We start from the raw sequence: 19973 nt of genomic DNA, 5'->3' as shown, positions 1-19973 counted from the left end.
TTAAAAACTTCAATTATGAAATGGGAAGGTAGAAGACAAAGTTCCAATATGGAAGACAGAAGAGGCATGGGAACAACAGGCAAAGTTGTAGCAGGCGGTGGTTTAATTGGTATAATTGTACTTCTACTGAATCTTTTTGGAGGAGAAAGTGCTCAAAATTTAACACCTATATTAGAACAATTACAACAGCAACAATCTACAAGTGCTCCGGCTCAACCTCTGAGCAAAGAAGATGAAAAAATGGGAATGTTTGTTGCCACTGTTTTAGCAGATACCGAAGATGTTTGGCATAAAATTTTTAAAGAAAACGGAATGACCTATAAAGAACCTTCAATGGTTTTATTTAGAGGTTCTGTTCAATCAGCTTGTGGCGGAGCCACTTCAGCTTCCGGTCCATTCTATTGTCCGGCAGATCAAAAAATTTACATGGATTTAGATTTTTTTGATGAATTACAGACTCGTTTTGGAGCTCAAGGTGGTGATTATGCTATTGCTTATGTTATAGCTCACGAAGTTGGCCATCATGTGCAAACACTTTTAGGTACTTCAGGTAAAGTAAGACAGTTACAACAAAATTTGAGTAAAACGGAAGGAAATAAACTTTCAGTAGCATTAGAATTACAAGCTGATTTTTATGCCGGACTTTGGACGCATTACAACAGTAAATATCTCGAAGAAGGTGACATTGAAGAAGCTTTAAGTGCCGCTCAAGCTGTTGGAGATGATGCGATTCAAAAGAAAATGCAAGGTCACGTAGTTCCGGATTCATTTACACACGGGACTTCAGAACAACGTGTAAAATGGTTTGGAAAAGGTTTCAAAACCGGAGACATCAGACAAGGTGATACATTTGCAGCGTTGAATTAAATTCAGTATTTCAATAAAAAAATATCTTTTTTTAAATTAAAAGTTCCCTTTTATAAAACATTCATAATTCGTTTTATTTGAGGGATTTTTTATGAAATGTTCATATCATATTGGAGATCACTTTTATACATTTGTTTTCCTAAAACATAAAAAATGAACGTTGGCATCGATAGCATTTCTTTTGATATTCCTAAAATATACTTACCTATATCAACACTTGCAATCCATAGAAATATTGAACCCGATAAATTAATTAAAGGTTTGGGATTGCATAAAATGAGTTTTCCCGACAAGTACCAAGATGTGGTGACTTTTGCTGCCAATGCAGGCCTGAAATTAATTCAACAGGAAAACATCAATCCTTCAGAAATTGCTCGAATTTATATTGGCTCAGAAAGTGGCGTGGATAGTTCTAAACCAATTGCCTCTTATGTTTTATCGTTATTGGAAAGTAAATTAGGTGAAGGTTCTTTTCGAAATTGTGACGTTGTAGATTTAACTTTTGCGTGTATTGGTGGTGTGGATGCGTTGCAAAATTGCTTGGATTATATTCGATTAAACCCAAACAAAAAGGCAATTGTTATTGCTTCCGATAATGCCAAATATGATTTAGAATCAACAGGAGAATATACGCAAGGAGCCGGTGCTGTTGCCATGTTAATTACTTCAAATCCAAGAATTTTAAATTTTTCTAATAACGTTGGTGTTTCAACAGAAGGTGTTTTTGACTTTTTTAAACCCAGAAGAACTTTTTCAAAAGCTGAAATTACCAATTCAACCGAAAACCCGGAATGGTTTGGTGTTTTAGAAAATGAAGTTTCAATCTACAAAGAACAACCTGTTTTTGACGGACAGTATTCAAACCAATGTTACATCAATCGAATTACCGAAGCTTACAATCACTTTAAAAAAGAAAGTCAACAATCCGGTAAAGTTTATGAAAACTGGGCAGCAATCCTGATGCATCTCCCTTACTGTTTTCAAGGTAGAAGAACTTTTATTGAAATTTTTGCTAAAGAAAATCCTGAATTGCTAAACAATCAAATCGGTGAAACTATAAAAGACAAATTAAAAAACTTGACTAAAAGTCCTGAATATTTGGAACTCATCAACCAAAAAATCTACCCTTCAGAAATAGCTTCGGGTCAAATTGGCAATTGTTATACCGGTTCCATTTTTATTGGATTACTTTCAACCTTATGCTATCATTATCAACAAAATAATGATATTGCAAATAAAAAAGTGGGTTTCATAGCCTATGGTAGCGGTTCTAAATCAAAAGTATTTGAAGCTACAATGGGCGAAAACTGGAAATCAGTCATCAACCAAACTCTTTTTTTTGAAACTTTAGAACGATGTCATTCTATAGATTTTGAAACTTATGAAAAACTGCATAAAAAAGAAGTACAACATTCTGTTTTAGAACCAAAAAATGAATTTGTTTTAAAATCGATTGAAAGAGATAATCCTGTTTTGGTTGGAGCAAGGTATTATGAATATGTAAAGTAAACTACCCCAACCACCCTTCTCTATCCAAACTCCTGTATTGAATTGCTTCAGCAATATGATTCGGTTTAATAGGCTCCGAAGCTTCTAAATCTGCAATAGTTCGTGCCACTTTCAGAATTCGGTCATACGCTCTGGCTGATAAATTCAACCGCTCCATAGCTGTTTTTAACAAGCTTAATGAAGCATCATCCAACACACAAAATTCTCTGATGTGTTTGCTTCCCATTTGAGCATTGTAATGAAGATTTTCCAAATTTTCAAAGCGTTGCGATTGTATTTCTCTGGCATGTGTAACCCGTTTTCTAATTTCTACACTACTCTCTGCTTTTTGCTTTTCAGTTAACTTTTCAAAAGGAACCGGATTAACTTCAATATGAATATCAATTCGATCTAATAGGGGTCCTGAAATTTTACTTAAATAGCGTTGCATTTCAGCCGGAGATGAACTCACCGGAGCATCCGGATCATTAAAATAACCTCCCGGACTTGGATTCATACTGGCAACCAACATAAACGATGAAGGATATGTAATTGTAAATTTAGCTCTGGAGATGGTCACTTCTCTATCCTCTAACGGTTGACGCATCACTTCCAAAACTTCTCTTTTGAATTCAGGCAATTCATCCAGAAATAAAACACCATTATGTGCCAATGAAATTTCGCCAGGTTGTGGATAACTACCACCACCAACTAAGGAAACACTTGAAGCTGTGTGATGCGGACTCCGGAACGGTCGCTGACTCATCAATCCGGCTTCTTTTGTTTTTCCTGCAACCGAATGAATCTTTGTGGTTTCCAAAGCTTCTTTCATTGTCATAGGTGGCAAAATACTTGGTAATCTTTTCGCTAGCATTGTTTTCCCCGAACCCGGCGGACCAATGAGAATAATATTGTGTCCACCTGCAGCGGCAATTTCCATACATCTCTTAATACTTTCTTGTCCTTTTACATCCGAAAAATCAAATTCAGGAAATTCTAGCGTACGAGAAAATTCGGTTTGTGTATCAATAATTGTGGGTTGCAAATTACCTCTTCCTTCAAAAAAATCAATGACTTGCAAAACATTTTCAACACCATAAACATCTAAACCTTCTACAATAGCGGCTTCTTTTACATTTTGAATGGGAAGAATAAATCCTTTGAAACCTTCTTCTTTCGCTTTTATAGCAATTGACAAAGCACCTTTAATTGGTTGTAAACCTCCATCTAATGAGAGTTCACCCATTATGACATAACGGTCTAATTCTTCAACTTTTATTTGACTTGAAGCCACCAAAATACCAACAGCCAAAGTAAGGTCATAAGCAGAACCTTCTTTTCGTAAATCGGCCGGAGCCATGTTGATGGTAATTTTTTTTCCGGGTAAATAATATCCGTTGTTTTTGAGAGCTGCAGCAATGCGATAACTGCTTTCTTTGATGGCATTATCAGGTAATCCTACCAAGTGGTAACCCACTCCTTTATCAATGTTTACTTCTACGGTAATGGTTGTGGCTTCCACACCAAAAACGGCACTTCCAAATACTTTAACTAACATGGCGTATAAATTTATCTATGACAAATATCACAAATTCATTGATAGAAATGAAGTATTTTTAAAAAATATTTTTAACTAAATCATGAAATTTTATAAAATTTCAATTTTCACGATTGTATTATTTACTTCACAAATTGTTTTTTCACAAAAAATTACAACTGAAAAAAGACAATATTGGATAGGATATTTAACGCAAACTAAAATCTCAAAACCAATCTCAATTTGGAATGATTTTCATTGGGTTCCTGAAAGTTTTTTTATTGCAAGAACCGGATTGACTTATCATTTTGACAACAAATTTAAAACTACAACTACGCTTGGTTATGCTCATGCTTGGTTTTATCCTTCTGAAGGAAATGACACCTATAGACCTGAACACCGTATTTTTGGACAATCAACTTTTAGTCACAAAAAAAATTCGTTTAATTTCTTTCATAGAATACGATACGAAGCCAGATTTAGAGGTGTAATAGTTGATGATTTTTTACAAAATGAATTCAACTTTAATTATAGATTTCGATATTTATTTCAATCACGCTATTTCTTTACGACAGACAAGCCCGGTAACTGGTTTGCGGTTGCTTCTGATGAAATTTTGTTTAATGCCGGACATGAAATTAAAAACAATTTCCGATTGGACCAAAACAGAATTTCGCTTGGTTTTGGCTATCAAACAAAGAACATGACATTTCAATTAGCCTATATGAATCAACTCATTGAATCGAATACCGAATTTAGCTTTAGAATGAATCACAACCTTCAATTGTTGGTATTTCATAATTTTGATTTAACTAAAAAAAACAATCCAACAGAGTAATTATTCCTGATTGATTTTAGTCAAAAAATATCATTCCTTTTTAATTTCGTACCTTTGCAACCGTCAAATTGATTTGTTTGGATTAACTCATTGATATTTTCATTCATTCTACTAATCCAAATTTTTGATTTCCAACAAAGGAAATCTTCTTAAAATCAAGCAACAGTTTTAACTGTTCATCTGCCTTGGGAAAATCCCAATTACGGCATAAATAATCAAATTTAAAAAAAATAAAAAAGACAATTTGTCTTTGAATTTTTAATAGAAATGAATTATGGAATTTATACTCATTACCGCTCAAACAGGAAATCATCCAACTTATTCTCCAAAAGTAATTGCTGAATTTTTATTCACTCATTTGGAACAATATGGCGATAAAACCGAAGATATTTTGAAATGCATCGACTATGTGATGAATCCGTCCAAAGGCGGCACTATCGTTGTTGGTTTGGATGAAAATAAAATTGTTGGTGTCGTTATTTTGAACAACACCGGTATGAAAGATTATATTCCTGAAAATATTTTGGTTTACATCGCTGTTGATAATTCGCTACGCGGAAAAGGTTACGGAAAAAAATTAATGCAAAAAGCAATTGATTCCACTAGTGGTTCCATTGCACTGCACGTTGAACCCGATAATCCGGCTTTTCATTTGTATAAAAAGTTGGGTTTTACCAACAAATATTTAGAAATGAGGTTAACCAAATAATCGTTATGGAAAATTTAAACCAACGACTGGAATCACTCATTCGTTTTCGAAAAGAACTACATAAAAATCCTGAATTGTCAGGAAAAGAGATAGAAACTGCAAAAAGAATTGTTTCATTTTTCGAACAATATCCACCCGATGAAATGCAAACCAATGTTGGCGGAACCGGAATTATCGCTGTTTACAAAGGTGCTGAAGAAGGAAAATCAATTTTATTTCGATGTGAATTGGATGCTTTACCAATAAAAGAAACAAATTCGTTTGAACATAAATCAGTAAAAAATACTATTTCACATAAGTGCGGACACGATGGTCATATGGCTATTTTGTGCGGATTGGCGAGCGAATTACATCATCAACGACCGGAAAAAGGAAACGTAATTTTATTATTTCAACCTGCCGAAGAAAATGGTTCCGGTGCAGAAAAAGTAGCCAATGATGACAATTTTAAAAACTACAAACCCGATTATGTTTTTGCTTTGCACAACTTACCCGGTTTTACAAAAAATCAAATTGTTGTGAAAGACGGTACTTTTTCGTGTGCTGTAAAAAGTATGATTATCCGATTGCAAGGTAAAATTGCTCACGCTGCCGAACCTGAAAATGGCATTAATCCGGCATTAGCAATTGCATCAATTATTCAACAATTTGATAAAAAAAATCAAGTAGATAAAACAAAACCTAACTTCTCAATCCTTACTCCTATTTACATTTCGTTAGGTGAAAAAGCATATGGAGTTTCGGCAGGCAAAGGTGAAGTTCATTTTACTATTCGTTGTCAAACCAATAAAGAAATGGAAAGACTTTCAAAAAAATTGGAAAACTTGACAGAAGAAATAGCAAAAAAGTATCAATTAGAATTTAAAATTAAATGGACAGAATCTTTTCAAGCCAATGAAAATAATGCTGATGCGAACAATTTCATCAAAAATGCTTCAAAAATTTTAGGATTAAATGTACTTGAAAAAGATACTCCTTTTAGTTGGGGTGAAGATTTTGGATTGTTCACACAGCTTTACAATGGAGCAATGTTTGGACTTGGAGCTGGAAAAGATTCTCCGGCTTTGCATCATTCGGATTATGATTTTCCGGATGAAATTATCTCAACCGGCGTAAAATTATTTCATCAAATCAGTAAGGAAATTAATCATGCACACTAATTCGGTTATCGAGCTTAATCCCGATTCATATCAAAATAACTTACTTTTTCTTAAGAAAATGTATGGCAAAAACGTCATTCTTTCTTCTGTTGTAAAAGGAAATGCGTATGGTCACGGCATTGAAGAATTTGTCACAATGGCTCACAAATCTGGTGTTTCACATTTTTCTGTTTTTGATGTTGCCGAAGCTCAACTCGTTAAAAAACAACTTCCTAAAAAAGTTACCATTTTGATTATGGGATTTGTTTCGGATGAATTAATGGAATGGGTTATTCAAAATGACATTGAATTTTTTGTATTTGATAAAAAAAGGATAGACTCAGCCATTAAAATCAGTAAAAAGTTAAACAAAAAAGCCATCGTTCACATTGAAGTGGAGACCGGTATGAATCGAACCGGTTTTGTTCAAAATGAATTAAACAGTTTAATTTCTCTTCTAAAAAAAGAAGAAAATTATATCGAATTCAAAGGATTATGCACTCATTTTGCAGGAGCAGAAAGTATGTCAAATTACTTTAGAGTCAAACAACAAATTGAGCGATTTGAAAAAATATATGCTTATTTCTGTGTGAAAAATTTAATCCCGAAAATGAAACATTCCGCTTGTTCAGCCGCTTCAATTATGTTTCCTGAAACCAGAATGGATATGGTTCGCATCGGAATTATGCAATATGGATTATGGCCAAGTCCTGAAGTTTTTGCCAGTTATATTTCCTCCAAAAAGAAGAAAATTGATCCGTTAAAAAGAGTAATCTCGTGGAAAAGTCAGGTGATGAGTATTAAAAAAATTGATGCGTGCGAATTCATTGGTTACGGAACGAGTTTTATGGCGAAAGAAAAAATGAAAATTGCTACTATTCCAATTGGTTATGCTCACGGTTACAGTCGTTCGCTTAGCAATAAAGGTCGAGTGATCATCAATCAACATCGATGTATGGTGGTGGGAACGGTTAACATGAATATGATGTTGGTGGATGTTTCGGATATTCCTTCCATTCAAATTGGCGATGAAGTAATTCTCATCGGAAGCCAAGAAAAAATTGATGTTTCGGTAGCTTCGTTTAGCGAAAACAGTAATCAATTAAATTATGAATTACTCACGAGAATTTCAAAATCAATTCCCAGAAAAATTTTAATCTAATGGCATTTATCAAATTATATCGATCAAAACTTCAAGAAAATTATAGTTTTCTGGACGATTTATTCAAATCCAGAAATATAGAATGGGGTGTTGTTTCTAAATTATTATGCGGAAATGTAATCTACTTGAAAGAGTTAATTGCTCTTGGTGCAACTGAAATTCATGATTCCAGAATCAGCAATTTAAAAAAAGTAAAAAAACTTAATCCGGCTATTCAAACTGTTTACATCAAACCGCCGGCAAAGTTGAGCATCAAACGAATTGTTGAATTTGCCGATGTGAGTTTTAATACTGAAATTTTCACAATCAAACTTCTTTCAGAAGAAGCGATTAGACAAAATAAAATCCATAAAATCATCATTATGATTGAAATGGGCGATTTGCGTGAAGGTGTGATGGGAGAAGAATTAATTCAATTTTATGGCGAAGTTTTACAACTACCAAACATAGAAGTTCGCGGAATTGGTACGAATTTAAATTGTTTGAGTGGCGTAATGCCAACGCAAGACAAATTGATTCAATTGAGTTTATACAAACAATTGATTGAAGCAAAATTCAACGTTTCTATTCCTTGGGTTTCGGGCGGAACTTCGGTGGCGGTTCCTTTGATTTTAAAGAATGCACGACCGATGGCCGTAAATCATTTTCGAATTGGTGAAGCTTTGTTTTTTGGTAAAGATTTATTTACGGGAGATACCATTGAAAACATGCATAACGATGTTTTTAAATTATATGCCGAAATCATTGAAATCACTCAAAAACCGAATATTCCTGATGGTGAATTAGGCGAAAATGTGGCTGGAAATTCATTTTCTATTTCTAATATTGAAGACTTGAGTGGAACTTCACTTCGAGCCATTTTAGACATTGGTTTGTTAGATATGCAACCTCAATATTTGGAGACTGAAGATGAAAATATCACGATCGTGGATGCAAGTTCGGATATGTTAGTAGTTGATATTTCTAATTCAGAAAATCACTATTCTGTTGGTGACTTGGTATCTTTTAAAGTAAGATATATGGGAGCTTTACAACTTTTGAATTCTGATTACATTGAAAAAATTGTGGAATAAAAAAAAGGAGCTTTTTAGGCTCCTTTCTGTTATTTTACAAACTTGTCAATTCCGCTTCTTAACCATTTTTCATATAAATCGATGTCCGGGTCATAACTTGCCGGGTCATCAGAAATGGTATTTCCATCCGTATCCAAAATTAAATAATACGGCTGAGCATTGGCTTTATATTTGGTAATTTGAAAATCGCTCCATTTGTTTCCTATGGTTTTTATTTTTTTTCCTGTTTCTTTAGAAACATACTTCTCATTTTCGGCCAATTCTTTTTTATCATCTACATATAAAGAAATTAAAACTACTTCATTCTTTAAAATAGAAAGAATCTTGGGATCAGACCAAACATAATCTTCCATTTTACGACAATTCACACAAGCATAGCCGGTAAAATCAAGTAAAATAGGTTTATTTACTTCTTTTGCGTAAGCCAACCCATATTTATAATCGTGAAAAGCCATTATACCGTGCGGTCCGGAATGAGCTCCTTTGGGTAAGGCTCCTAATTCTAATGTACTTCCGCTACCACCAACACCATTTGGACTTTCGCTATAATGCAATGGTGGAGGAAAACCGGAAATTATCTTTAACGGTGCTCCCCAAAGTCCGGGAACCATATAAATCGTGAAACTCAACACAAACAATCCCATAAATAATCTTCCTACGGAAATATGAGTAAGCGGACTATCGTGTGGCAACGATAATTTACCAAATAAATACAACGCCCAAGCTCCAAAAACAGCAATCCAAATCGCTAAAAAGGTTTCCCTTTCAAACCAATGTAATTGTAAAACCAAATCGGCATTTGATAAAAATTTAAACGCAAAAGCTAATTCTAAAAATCCTAATGAAACTTTTACGGTGTTTAACCATCCACCTGATTTTGGCAAGGAATTCATCCATCCCGGAAATAAAGCAAATAACATAAATGGTAAAGCAATAGCAGATGAAAAGCCTAACATACCAACGATTGGAGCAATTCCGCCTTTCGATGCTGCTTCAACAATCAACGTTCCTACAATTGGTCCGGTACATGAAAACGAAACAATTGCTAACGCTAATGCCATAAAAAAGATGCCGATGATTCCGCCTCTATCCGCTTGACGATCTACTTTATTTGCCCAAGAATTAGGTAAAACAATTTCAAATGCTCCTAAAAATGACGCAGCAAAAAAGACTAGTAATGCAAAGAAAATGACATTAAAAGCAACACTTGTTGATAATTCATTTAAGGAATCTGCACCAAAAATTGCTGTTATGGCAGAACCCAACGTTACATAAATGACGATAATGGAAAGTCCGTAGAAAATTGCATTTTTGATTCCTTTGGCTCTGTCCTTACTTTGTTTGGTAAAATAACTCACCGTCATAGGAATCATTGGAAACACACAAGGAGTCAATAATGCTGCAAAACCGGAGAAAAAAGCGATGATAAATATTGTCCAAAGACCTTTCTTTTCTTCTTCTTTCTCTACTTTATTACTTTTGGCCTTAACCAATTTTTTTTCCAATTTTTCTTGAATATCATCTTTTACAGATGTTATTGTATCTTCTGTTTGAGTCGTGATTATAACACTTTCTTTTTGTGGTAATTGAAATTCAAAATTCTTAAATTGTTGAATACATTGTTCCAAACAAGCCTGGTATTCAACCTCTACTTTGATTGATTTTAAAGCAGGATTTGTCACTTTTACTAACTGCTGAAATTGTGCAGAACCTTCAAACAAGTACTCATCAACTCCAAAAACTTCTTCAAATTTTACTTTATACTTACTTTCAGTTGTTTTACCTACCAATTGATAATTACCTTTAGAATTTTCGTAAATGAAAATGGTTGGAAGCGAGCCACCTTCCGGTGTAAATTGTGAAAAAATATGCCAATCCTTTTGAATGGTAGCATCAAATTTTAAAAGAAATTCAGTTTCCGATTTTTGTTCAATGGAAGTTTTCCATTTTACCGGATCTAAAATTTGAGCTTGCGAAAAAGTAAAAGCAAAAAGGGTAAGGAGTGTAAAAATTAAATTCTTCATTATATTACTTCTATTTTTAAAATAGTTTGTGTGTTTTCGGTTACTTTAAATCTGTCGTCCATACGTTTGCCAACAAGCCAAACGATTTGATTATCAGAGCATAAAAGCCATGTATTTTCTTTATCAATGATGGAAAATTTTTCATCTTTAAAAAATTTACTCAACTTCTTTTTTCCGTTCATTCCAAAAGGGTAAAAATAATCACCTTCTTGCCATTTACGAAGTTTTAAAGGAAACTTTAACGCATCTACATCCACAAAGATAGTTTTTGCATCGGATATAGTAATGTCACTTGTGTTACAAAACGTCAACTTTAAGGGAAAATTAAGTTCTGATTGATTTATATTAATACAATATTCATCAGAAATTTTATCCGATTTTGGTTCAATAATCAGTGTTTCTCTATCTTTCACTAATCTGAAATGCTCCGAAAAAATTTGTTTTCCGGATTGAGCTTCCACCAAATCATAAATGTCTTGCCAAGCTGAAAATCCGAAAGGCATCAACCATTGATACAAATACGCTTGATAATTAGGAAGTTGCAACAATTCATTTAGATTAATAATCTTTTGATTATCAACATCTTGAACTATTTTTCTATACACAATTCGCGAAGCATCATCTACCAACGATTGAGCTTGATTGAGGTTTTGAATGGTATTTTCAAACGATTCTAAAAAACTCGGATTTAATTCTTTTAAAATTGGAACAACGTGATGACGGATTTTATTCCGAATATATTTATCAGAAGCATTACTGGAATCTTCTCTCCATTTCAACTGATTTTCTTTTGCAAAAATTTCAATTTCTGCTCTGGAAAAAATCAATAACGGACGAATTATTTTATCATTTTGGGATGGAATTCCACATAATCCATCTAAACCGGTTCCTCGCGAAAAATTGATTAAAAATGTTTCCAGTTGATCGTCTAAATGATGAGCGGTTGCAACAAAATCAAACTTTTCACTTGCTAACAATTCATAAAACCATTCGTATCGCAACTTTCGGGCGGCGACTTGAATCGATAATTTTTCGTCTTCGGCAAATTGCTTGGTATCAAATTTTTGAAAAAAACCTTGAATGGAATTTTCTTGGCAAAAGGATTTCACAAAATCTTCATCTTCATTACTTTCGTCTTTGCGAAGTTGAAAATTGCAATGAGCAACAGCAAATTCTATACTCGTTTTTGAAATTAAATCTAACAAAACCATACTGTCCAAACCACCACTTACTGCGATTAGAACTTTTGCCTTTTGAAGAAAAGGAAAATGAGACGAAATGTGGTTTTGGAATTTCAAAAACATTTTCAAAAGTAAGGATTTTTGTGAGAATGAAATAATGTGGGCATAACTAATTCAACACCTCAAACATTGCCTTCGCTTTCAATAAACATTCTTCATATTCGCCTTCGGGAGTTGCTTCGGAAGTAATGGCACTTCCCACGGAAAAAGACAAATATTGATTTTTAGAATTGTATAAAATACTGCGAATCACGACATTGAAATCGAAATTACCATCGGGAGAAAAATAGCCGATTGCTCCGCTATATAAACCTCGTTTGGTTTCTTCTAAATCTTCGATGATTTTCATTGCAGAAATTTTGGGAGCACCGGTCATGCTTCCCATCGGGAAAGTAGTTTTGATAATTTCAACAGGAGAAGTCGTATTTTCCACTTGAGAAATAACTGTAGAAATTAGTTGATGGACTTGTTTAAACGTATAAATTTGGCATAATTCTTCCACTTCAACAGAACCTTTTATGGCAGTTTTAGATAAATCATTTCGAACCAAATCAACAATCATAATGTTTTCGGCACGTTCCTTCGGATTAAGTGCTAATTCTGCTTTGGATTGTTCATCTAATTCAATATCAAAAACTCGTCGAGCTGTTCCTTTGATGGGTTGGGAAATAATTTTAGTTCCTTCTTTTTTTAAATAACGTTCCGGTGAAGCGGAAAGCAAAAACTGATAATTATTCTTGAAATAAACAGCAAAAGGTGGTTGCGAAATGGCGTTGAGCTTTTGATAAATTTCGATGGGATCAATCGTTGCTTCTTTCGCAAAAAATTCCATACAAAAATTGGCTTCATAAATGTCGCCATGATGAATGTATTCAAGCATTTTTGACACTTTTTGGAGATACGCTTCTTTTGAAATTCGTTGTTGAATTTTAATTTCTTTTCCATCTTCCATCTTCAAACTTCCCTCTTTCAGAATTTCTGAAAAATCATCATCCATTTCATCATCGCATAATTTGAGATACTGTAATTCCACTTGATTATCTTTCAAAAAAAACAACTTTTTAGGTTGGAAGAAAAACAAATCGGGAAATTCTAATCCGTCGAAATTTTTAGATTTTAAAACTTCTGTATCATTTTTTAAATCATACGACAAATAGCCAAACAACCAATCTTTGGTATGGGTTTGGTATTGATGTAAATCTTCAAAAGCATTGTAATAATCGGTTTTGATGGAAGTAAAAGCATCCACAGCCAAAACTGCATCATAATTGGAATACTTTTGATGATAATTATTCGTATCCAAAAAAACAACTTCTCTAAACTGATTAGCCCAAACCAACAATTTTTGTTTGAAGATTTCAGGATTTTCAATTGAAAAGACTTTTTTTACTCTGAGCATTTTTAGACAAAAATTATTTTAATGCTATTTCAAATTTATGAAGCTTTTCTAAAATTTCATTTTTAATTTCATTGTTGGAAATTTTTGCTTCTTCCACAGAAAAATTTTCTTTGAATGACGGAAAAGAAAACGTATCAACTATTTCTGCACCAAAGCGAGGAAGCATATTTTTAGTTACTTCCAAAGAACCCATTCCACCGCGAGCTCCGTTTGATGAACTCAATAAAAATAGTTTCTTTCCTTCTAAAAATTTTCGATCCAATCGGGATAACCAATCCAACACATTTTTAAAAAAAGCTGACGGATTACTGTTATGCTCATTAACAGAAATAATCAATCCTTCAGAAGCCTGAATATGTTTATAAATTTGACTTATAGAAGTTGGAAAACCATTATCTCTTTCTTCATCTTCACTGTAAATTACCAAGTCCATATCGGATAATTTGAACAATTCAAATGAAGTTTCTTTTAATTGAGTAGTTAAATACGTTACTAACTGATGATTTATTGAAGTGGAGGAATTACTTCCTGCGAAGGCAAGGATGGTTGACATAGACAATATTTTTTTTGTAAAATTACTGAAGAAATTTTGGATTCCAATTTAAAACTTTTGAATTCACAAAAAACCCCGAAAAGTAAACTTCTCGGGGTTTATTTATAAAAAAATTATTGTTTACACATGCAAAGCTCTATTATCCGTAGCCGCTAAAGCCGCTTCTTTAATTGCTTCTGCAAACGTTGGATGAGCATGACTCATTCTCGAAATATCTTCGGCACTGGCTCTAAATTCCATTGCTGTAACGGCTTCTGCAATTAAGTCGGCACAACGCGGACCAATCATGTGAACACCTAAAACTTCATCAGTTTTGGCATCGGCTAAGATTTTTACAAATCCGTCTGTGTCGCCACCGGCTCTTGCCCTTCCAAGTGCTTTGAATGGAAAACTTCCTGATTTAAATGCTACGCCTTCTTCTTTTAATTGCTCTTCTGTTTTTCCGACAGCGGCAACCTCCGGCCAAGTGTAAACCACACCCGGAATCAAATTATAATCAATATGCGGTTTTTGTCCGGCTAAAATTTCGGCAACCATTACGCCTTCTTCTTCAGCTTTGTGAGCTAACATCGCACCACGAACCACATCACCAATAGCATAAATGTTTGAGGCTGTTGTTTGCAAATGATCGTTCACTTCAATCTGACCTCTATCGGTAACTTTTACACCTGCTTTATCGGCATTCAAACCATCGGTATAAGGTCGTCTTCCCACAGAAACTAAGCAATAATCGCCTTCCAAAGATAAAATTTCTCCTTTTGGCGTTTCCGCTTCAACAGTAACGGCTTTCCCTTTTCGGTTAACCGATTTTACTTTGTGTGAAGTGTAGAATTTCATGCCTTGCTTTTTCAACACTTTGGTCAATTCTTTAGATAATGAAGCATCCATTCCGGGAATAATTCTGTCCATAAATTCCACTACAGAAACTTGTGCACCTAATCGAAGGTACACTTGACCTAATTCAATTCCAATTACACCACCACCTATAATAACTAAATGTTTCGGAACTTCATTTAATTTTAATGCTTCAGTAGAAGTAATTACGCGTTCTTTATCTAATGTAATAAATGGCAAATTTGATGGTTTTGAACCCGTAGCAATAATGGAATATTTTGCTTCAATCGTTTCAGAAGAACCATCGTTTTTGGTCACTTTCACGTGAGTAGCATCTTCAAAGGAACCAATTCCTTCAAAAACAGTGATTTTATTTTTATCCATCAAAAACTTGATTCCTCCGGTAGTTTGATCCACCACAGCTTGTTTTCGACCTATCATTTTTTCAAGGTTAAGTTTCACTTTTCCTACTTCGATTCCGTGCTCTTCAAAGTGAGCTAATGCATCGTGGTAATGATGGGAAGAAGCAAGCAAAGCTTTAGAAGGAATACAACCAACATTTAGACATGTTCCGCCTAAAACCGAATATTTTTCGATAATAGCAGTTTTAAATCCTAATTGTGCACAACGGATGGCTGCAACATAACCGCCTGGTCCTGAACCGATAATGGCCACATCAAATTGACTCATATATTATTATTTAGTAGTTGAAAATCAGTTAAACGATTGCAAAATTACGAAAGTTTTAGAGGACTTTAATGCATTAACTTATTAAACTTTAGCTAAATTAATAGAGATAAATCAATGCCTTGTCAATGACTTGAAAATCAATAATTAACAATGAAAACGTTTTCGTAGATTTATAGGGAAAGTGATATTTATCAGGTTTATTTTGAGTGATAAATCGGAAATTTGATACATAGATAAATGAAATTACAATCTTTAAATATCCATCATTATGAAAAACATTAAAGTCATTCGAGAATTACATGATTTAGGCATCACGGGCTATCATGAAGTGGTTTATAATCCTTCTTACGAAGAATTGTTTCAAGCCGAAACTTCTCACATGAGAAAAGGTTATGAAAAAGGTGCTCTAACCGATACTGGAGCAGTGGCTGTGAAAACAGGTATTTTTACCGGACGCTCTCCTAAAGACAGATATATCGTTAAAGATGAAATTACAAAAGACACCATTTATTGGGATGATAAAGTAAACTTTCCTACCACGCAAGCAGTTTATAGTGAATTGAAATCATTGGTTTTAAAACAACTTTCTACTTCCAAAAAACTATATGTTGTTGATGCTTTTTGTGGAACAAACCCTGATACAAGACTAAAAGTTCGTTTTGTAATGGAAGTGGCTTGGCAAGCTCATTTTGTAACCAATATGTTTATCAGACCGTCCATTTATGAATTAGAAAATTTTGGTGAACCCGATTTTATTGTGATGAATGGTTCAAAAACAACCAATCCAAATTGGAAGGAACACGGTTTAAATTCTGAGAATTTCGTGGTGTTCAATTTAACAGAAAAAATTCAAATTATTGGCGGAACCTGGTATGGCGGCGAAATGAAAAAAGGAATGTTTGCTATGATGAACTATTATCTTCCTTTAAAAGGAATGGCCTCTATGCATTGTTCTGCTAATGTGGGTGAAGAAGGTGATGTTGCTGTTTTCTTTGGTTTATCCGGAACAGGTAAAACCACATTGTCTGCCGATCCAAAACGTTATCTAATTGGTGATGATGAACACGGTTGGGATAATAATGGTGTTTTTAACTATGAAGGCGGATGTTATGCCAAAGTAATCGATTTAAGTGAAGAAAACGAACCTGATATTTGGAGAGCTATTAAACGAGATGCTTTGTTAGAAAATGTGGTTGTGAATGAGTATGGCGAAGTAGATTATTACGATCATTCCATCACCGAAAATTCAAGAGTTTCTTATCCAATTTATCATATCAACAAAATAGTTCTTCCTTCTAAAGCGGGTCACGCTAAGAAAATTATTTATTTGTCTGCCGATGCATTTGGGGTGTTGCCTCCGGTTTCTATCTTAGATGAAGACCAAGCTCAATACCATTTCTTATGCGGTTATACATCAAAATTAGCCGGAACAGAACGAGGAATTACCGAGCCACAACCATCCTTCTCTCCTGCCTTTGGTGAAGCGTTTTTAACTTTACATCCAACGATGTATTCTAAAACCTTAATTGGAAAAATGAAAGAACACGGAGCCAAAGCCTATTTGGTGAACACAGGTTGGAACGGAACCGGAAAACGAATTTCACTGAAAAACACCCGTGCCATCATCGATGCCATCATTAGTGGTGAAATAGATCAAATGGAAACCAAACACATTCCCTTCTTAAATTTAACGATTCCTGTTGAACTTCCAAATGTTGACAAAGCAATTTTGGACCCAAGAGATACTTATAAAACAGAGGAAGAATGGGAAGTGAAAGCTAAAGATTTAACGGCTCGTTACATCAAAAATTTTGAACAATATACAAACACAGAAGAAGGCAAACGTTTGGTTTATGCAGGACCTACTTTAGAAACTGTTTTAGCATAGCTCAACTCAAACCTTAATTATTCAGAACCCGACACATTTGTGTTGGGTTTTGTTTATAAATAACTTAAAATTAACCCTTCTACTCCCATAAATCACAAATAAGTAATACCTTTGCGGGCTATTAAAAAAATAATGAGATTACACAGAAATTTAGTTTACACCACTATTGATTCGTTGAATGCCATATTTAATGAAGGAGAATATGCAGATAAAGTGGTGGCAAGAGCTTTAAAAAAGGACAAACGTTGGGGAAGTTCTGACAGAAAGTTTGTTGCAGAAACCATCTACGAAATTGTAAGATGGAAGCGTTTATACGCCGAAATTGCCGAAGTAAAAGAACCCTATGATCGTGATGATTTATGGCGAATGTTTGCCGTTTGGGCAGTTCTACGTGGCTACACCATTCCGGATTGGAGACAATTGGAAGGAACACCACAACGCAAAATCAAAGGTCGTTTTGACGAATTATCCAAAATCAGAAAATACCGTGAATCTATTCCCGATTGGATGGATGAATTGGGTGTAAAAGAATTAGGCGAAGAACTTTGGTCTAAAGAAATTGCCGCTCAAAACCAACAAGCACAAGTAATTTTACGAGTAAATACATTAAAAACCACCAAACAAAAGTTGCGTGCCATTTTGATGGATTTAAACATCGAAACGGATTATTTGGAAAGTCAACCCGATGCTTTGGTTTTAAAAGAAAGAGCTAACGTGTTTTTGACTGATGCGTTTAAAGATGGTTTTTTTGAAGTACAAGATGCTAATTCACAATTAGTTGCCGCCTTTTTAGATGTAAAACCCGGAATGAAAGTGGTAGATACATGTGCCGGAGCCGGTGGAAAAACATTACACATGGCGTCGCTAATGGAAAACAAAGGCTTGCTGATTGCAATGGATTTATATGAAAGTAAATTAAAGCAATTGAAACTTCGAGCCAAACGAAATGGTGCTTTCAACATTGAATACAGAATTATTGATTCTACGAAAGTGATCAAAAAATTATACGACAAAGCAGACCGAGTTTTAATTGATGCTCCTTGTAGTGGTTTAGGTGTTTTAAAACGAAATCCGGACAGTAAATGGAAATTACAACCTGAATTTATCGACAATATCCGAAAAGTTCAAGCCGAAGTTTTGGAAAATTATTCCAGAATTGTAAAGCCAGGCGGAAAGTTAGTTTATGCTACTTGTTCGGTCTTACCCTCTGAAAATCAAGAACAAGTAAAGCATTTTTTAACAACAGAAAACGGAAAAAACTTTACCTTTGTACAAGATAAAAAAATTCTAGCCTCAGAATCTGGTTTTGATGGGTTTTATATGGCCTTATTAGAACGAAAATTATAATAATTATGAAATTTAAAATTACCTTTTTATTTGTTTTTTCAACAGTAGTTGCATTTGCTCAACCTCCGGCAGGTTATTATAACTCGGCAACAGGAACTGGTTATACATTAAAGACACAACTCTATAATATTATTAACAATCATACTGATCAAGGATATAACTCAATTGATAATTTTTTCCCTTTAGCTGATTTAGATGTTTATTATGAAAATGATAATACCATTTTAGATATTTATTCTGAAAATCCTAATGGCCCTGATCCATATAATTTTTTTTTATTTAACGCTTGTGGAAATTACAGTGGTGAAGGTGATTGTTTTAATAAAGAACACATCATTCCTCAATCTGTTTTTAGTTCAAACTCACCAATGAGAGGTGATGCACATCATTTATTACCTACTGACGGAAGAGTTAATGGATTTAGAGGTAATTATCCTTTTGGAATTGTTGGTCAAAGCTTAATTTCTCAATCAGGTATCTCAAATCCAACTCAAAATGGTTCGAAAGCAGGAAACAATATAAATACAGGAGTTGCAGCAGGATATAGTGGAGTTGTTTTTGAACCTATTGATGAGTTCAAAGGAGATGTAGCAAGAATCTATTTTTATTTTGTAACTCGTTATGAAAATTTAATTTCAAGCTGGTCTTCTTATCCAATGTTTGATGGCAGTTCTAACAAAGTTCTTTCAGATCCTTTTTTGGGAATTCTGTATTCTTGGCATATCAACGACCCGGTTTCTCAAAAAGAAATCAACAGAAATAATGCAATTTATGCATATCAAGGAAACAGAAATCCTTTTGTTGACAATCCGGATTATGTTTGTAATATATGGAATGTGTCAAACTGTACGTTATCTGTTCCAGAAATCAACTTTGAAAACGCAATTACCGTTTACCCAAATCCATCAAACAATCAAACGATATCAATAGAAAGTAGTATCGAACTTGATGAAATTCAATTAATTTCTATTAATGGTCAATTATTGCAAGTGATTCAAAAAGAAAATATAACAGCAAACCAATTGCAAATCAACTCAATACCATCAGGTTTTTATTTGTTGAAAGTAAAATCGAACAATCAATATATAACTAAAAAAATAATCATCAATTAAAAAAAAATTGATGAAATAATACAGAACCTTCTCAGATTGAGGAGGTTTTTTTATTTCAAAGTTAATTTTTGA

Annotated in this window: 16 protein-coding genes; 10 read left to right on the top strand and 6 right to left on the bottom strand. The window is 34.0% G+C overall.

Going from position 1 to position 19973, the window contains the following annotated elements; genetic code table 11:
- Positions 1-15 precede the first annotated feature (15 nt).
- Complete coding sequence (gene ypfJ / locus IEV15_RS02160; protein ID WP_188360848.1) at positions 16-867, top strand: KPN_02809 family neutral zinc metallopeptidase; 852 nt, start codon at positions 16-18, stop codon at positions 865-867.
- A gap of 153 nt (positions 868-1020) precedes the next feature.
- On the top strand, positions 1021-2376 hold the full coding sequence (locus tag IEV15_RS02155; protein ID WP_188360847.1) for a hydroxymethylglutaryl-CoA synthase family protein: 1356 nt from the start codon (positions 1021-1023) through the stop codon (positions 2374-2376).
- A gap of 1 nt (position 2377) precedes the next feature.
- Here the strand turns inward: IEV15_RS02155 and IEV15_RS02150 are convergent, their stop codons facing one another.
- Positions 2378-3913: a YifB family Mg chelatase-like AAA ATPase gene (locus IEV15_RS02150; RefSeq protein WP_188360846.1), complete on the bottom strand. Its 1536-nt coding sequence runs from the start codon at positions 3911-3913 to the stop codon at positions 2378-2380.
- Positions 3914-3995: 82 nt separating this feature from the next.
- Here IEV15_RS02150 and IEV15_RS02145 point away from each other — a divergent pair, with 82 nt between their 5' ends.
- The 5 genes from IEV15_RS02145 to IEV15_RS02125 all read left to right on the top strand — a co-directional run bounded on the left by IEV15_RS02145 (position 3996) and on the right by IEV15_RS02125 (position 8813).
- On the top strand, positions 3996-4730 hold the full coding sequence (locus IEV15_RS02145) for a DUF2490 domain-containing protein (RefSeq protein WP_188360845.1): 735 nt from the start codon (positions 3996-3998) through the stop codon (positions 4728-4730).
- A gap of 274 nt (positions 4731-5004) precedes the next feature.
- Positions 5005-5439 carry a GNAT family N-acetyltransferase gene (locus IEV15_RS02140; RefSeq protein WP_188360844.1) on the top strand — a complete coding sequence of 145 codons (435 nt, stop codon included), beginning with the start codon at positions 5005-5007 and terminating at the stop codon, positions 5437-5439.
- A 5-nt stretch (positions 5440-5444) separates the two neighbouring features.
- The gene (locus tag IEV15_RS02135; RefSeq protein ID WP_188360843.1) at positions 5445-6599 is read left to right on the top strand and encodes an amidohydrolase; all 1155 of its coding nucleotides are present in this window, start codon (positions 5445-5447) and stop codon (positions 6597-6599) included.
- Positions 6589-7740, top strand: coding sequence for an alanine racemase (gene alr / locus IEV15_RS02130; RefSeq protein WP_188360842.1), 1152 nt, complete (start codon positions 6589-6591; stop codon positions 7738-7740). The genes IEV15_RS02135 and alr overlap by 11 nt, the downstream gene beginning before the upstream one ends.
- On the top strand, positions 7740-8813 hold the full coding sequence (locus IEV15_RS02125) for an alanine/ornithine racemase family PLP-dependent enzyme (RefSeq protein WP_188360841.1): 1074 nt from the start codon (positions 7740-7742) through the stop codon (positions 8811-8813). Before alr ends, IEV15_RS02125 begins: the two co-directional genes overlap by 1 nt.
- A 29-nt stretch (positions 8814-8842) precedes the next feature.
- Here the strand turns inward: IEV15_RS02125 and IEV15_RS02120 are convergent, their stop codons facing one another.
- From IEV15_RS02120 to lpdA, 5 genes are all read right to left on the bottom strand, one after another.
- Positions 8843-10837: a protein-disulfide reductase DsbD family protein gene (locus tag IEV15_RS02120; RefSeq protein ID WP_188360840.1), complete on the bottom strand. Its 1995-nt coding sequence runs from the start codon at positions 10835-10837 to the stop codon at positions 8843-8845.
- Positions 10837-12141, bottom strand: a complete 1305-nt coding sequence (gene tilS / locus IEV15_RS02115) for a tRNA lysidine(34) synthetase TilS (protein WP_188360839.1) — start codon at positions 12139-12141, stop codon at positions 10837-10839. The genes IEV15_RS02120 and tilS overlap by 1 nt, the downstream gene beginning before the upstream one ends.
- Positions 12142-12187: 46 nt before the next feature.
- Positions 12188-13477 carry an anthranilate synthase component I family protein gene (locus IEV15_RS02110; protein ID WP_188360838.1) on the bottom strand — a complete coding sequence of 430 codons (1290 nt, stop codon included), beginning with the start codon at positions 13475-13477 and terminating at the stop codon, positions 12188-12190.
- Positions 13478-13490: 13 nt separating this feature from the next.
- Entirely contained in the window at positions 13491-14030 is a 540-nt protein-coding gene (locus IEV15_RS02105) for an NADPH-dependent FMN reductase (protein WP_188360837.1), read from the bottom strand.
- 120 nt (positions 14031-14150) lie between these two features.
- Complete coding sequence (gene lpdA / locus IEV15_RS02100) at positions 14151-15554, bottom strand: dihydrolipoyl dehydrogenase (protein WP_188360836.1); 1404 nt, start codon at positions 15552-15554, stop codon at positions 14151-14153.
- Positions 15555-15822: 268 nt separating this feature from the next.
- Here lpdA and pckA point away from each other — a divergent pair, with 268 nt between their 5' ends.
- From pckA to IEV15_RS02085, 3 genes are all read left to right on the top strand, one after another.
- Positions 15823-17442, top strand: coding sequence for a phosphoenolpyruvate carboxykinase (ATP) (gene pckA, locus IEV15_RS02095; protein ID WP_188360835.1), 1620 nt, complete (start codon positions 15823-15825; stop codon positions 17440-17442).
- 132 nt (positions 17443-17574) lie between these two features.
- A complete protein-coding gene (locus IEV15_RS02090; protein WP_188360834.1) occupies positions 17575-18789 on the top strand; it encodes an RsmB/NOP family class I SAM-dependent RNA methyltransferase in 1215 nt (404 codons plus the stop codon).
- A 5-nt stretch (positions 18790-18794) separates the two neighbouring features.
- Positions 18795-19901, top strand: a complete 1107-nt coding sequence (locus IEV15_RS02085; protein WP_188360833.1) for an endonuclease — start codon at positions 18795-18797, stop codon at positions 19899-19901.
- Positions 19902-19973 lie beyond the last annotated feature (72 nt).

The organism is Flavobacterium orientale (assembly GCF_014638005.1).
GTDB lineage: Bacteria > Bacteroidota > Bacteroidia > Flavobacteriales > Flavobacteriaceae > Flavobacterium > Flavobacterium orientale.
Note: the sequence above shows the minus strand (reverse complement) of the source record. Positions and strands in the feature narration are given on the sequence as shown.

Coding starts and splice junctions, on each gene's coding strand:
- IEV15_RS02120 (WP_188360840.1), bottom strand. CDS start 10,837: ATGAAGAATTTAATTTTTACACTCCTTACCCTTTTTGCTTTTACTTTT.
- IEV15_RS02145 (WP_188360845.1), top strand. CDS start 3,996: ATGAAATTTTATAAAATTTCAATTTTCACGATTGTATTATTTACTTCA.
- IEV15_RS02125 (WP_188360841.1), top strand. CDS start 7,740: ATGGCATTTATCAAATTATATCGATCAAAACTTCAAGAAAATTATAGT.
- IEV15_RS02150 (WP_188360846.1), bottom strand. CDS start 3,913: ATGTTAGTTAAAGTATTTGGAAGTGCCGTTTTTGGTGTGGAAGCCACA.
- IEV15_RS02105 (WP_188360837.1), bottom strand. CDS start 14,030: ATGTCAACCATCCTTGCCTTCGCAGGAAGTAATTCCTCCACTTCAATA.
- pckA (WP_188360835.1), top strand. CDS start 15,823: ATGAAAAACATTAAAGTCATTCGAGAATTACATGATTTAGGCATCACG.
- IEV15_RS02110 (WP_188360838.1), bottom strand. CDS start 13,477: ATGCTCAGAGTAAAAAAAGTCTTTTCAATTGAAAATCCTGAAATCTTC.
- IEV15_RS02155 (WP_188360847.1), top strand. CDS start 1,021: ATGAACGTTGGCATCGATAGCATTTCTTTTGATATTCCTAAAATATAC.
- ypfJ (WP_188360848.1), top strand. CDS start 16: ATGAAATGGGAAGGTAGAAGACAAAGTTCCAATATGGAAGACAGAAGA.
- alr (WP_188360842.1), top strand. CDS start 6,589: ATGCACACTAATTCGGTTATCGAGCTTAATCCCGATTCATATCAAAAT.
- IEV15_RS02140 (WP_188360844.1), top strand. CDS start 5,005: ATGGAATTTATACTCATTACCGCTCAAACAGGAAATCATCCAACTTAT.
- lpdA (WP_188360836.1), bottom strand. CDS start 15,554: ATGAGTCAATTTGATGTGGCCATTATCGGTTCAGGACCAGGCGGTTAT.
- IEV15_RS02085 (WP_188360833.1), top strand. CDS start 18,795: ATGAAATTTAAAATTACCTTTTTATTTGTTTTTTCAACAGTAGTTGCA.
- IEV15_RS02135 (WP_188360843.1), top strand. CDS start 5,445: ATGGAAAATTTAAACCAACGACTGGAATCACTCATTCGTTTTCGAAAA.
- IEV15_RS02090 (WP_188360834.1), top strand. CDS start 17,575: ATGAGATTACACAGAAATTTAGTTTACACCACTATTGATTCGTTGAAT.
- tilS (WP_188360839.1), bottom strand. CDS start 12,141: ATGTTTTTGAAATTCCAAAACCACATTTCGTCTCATTTTCCTTTTCTT.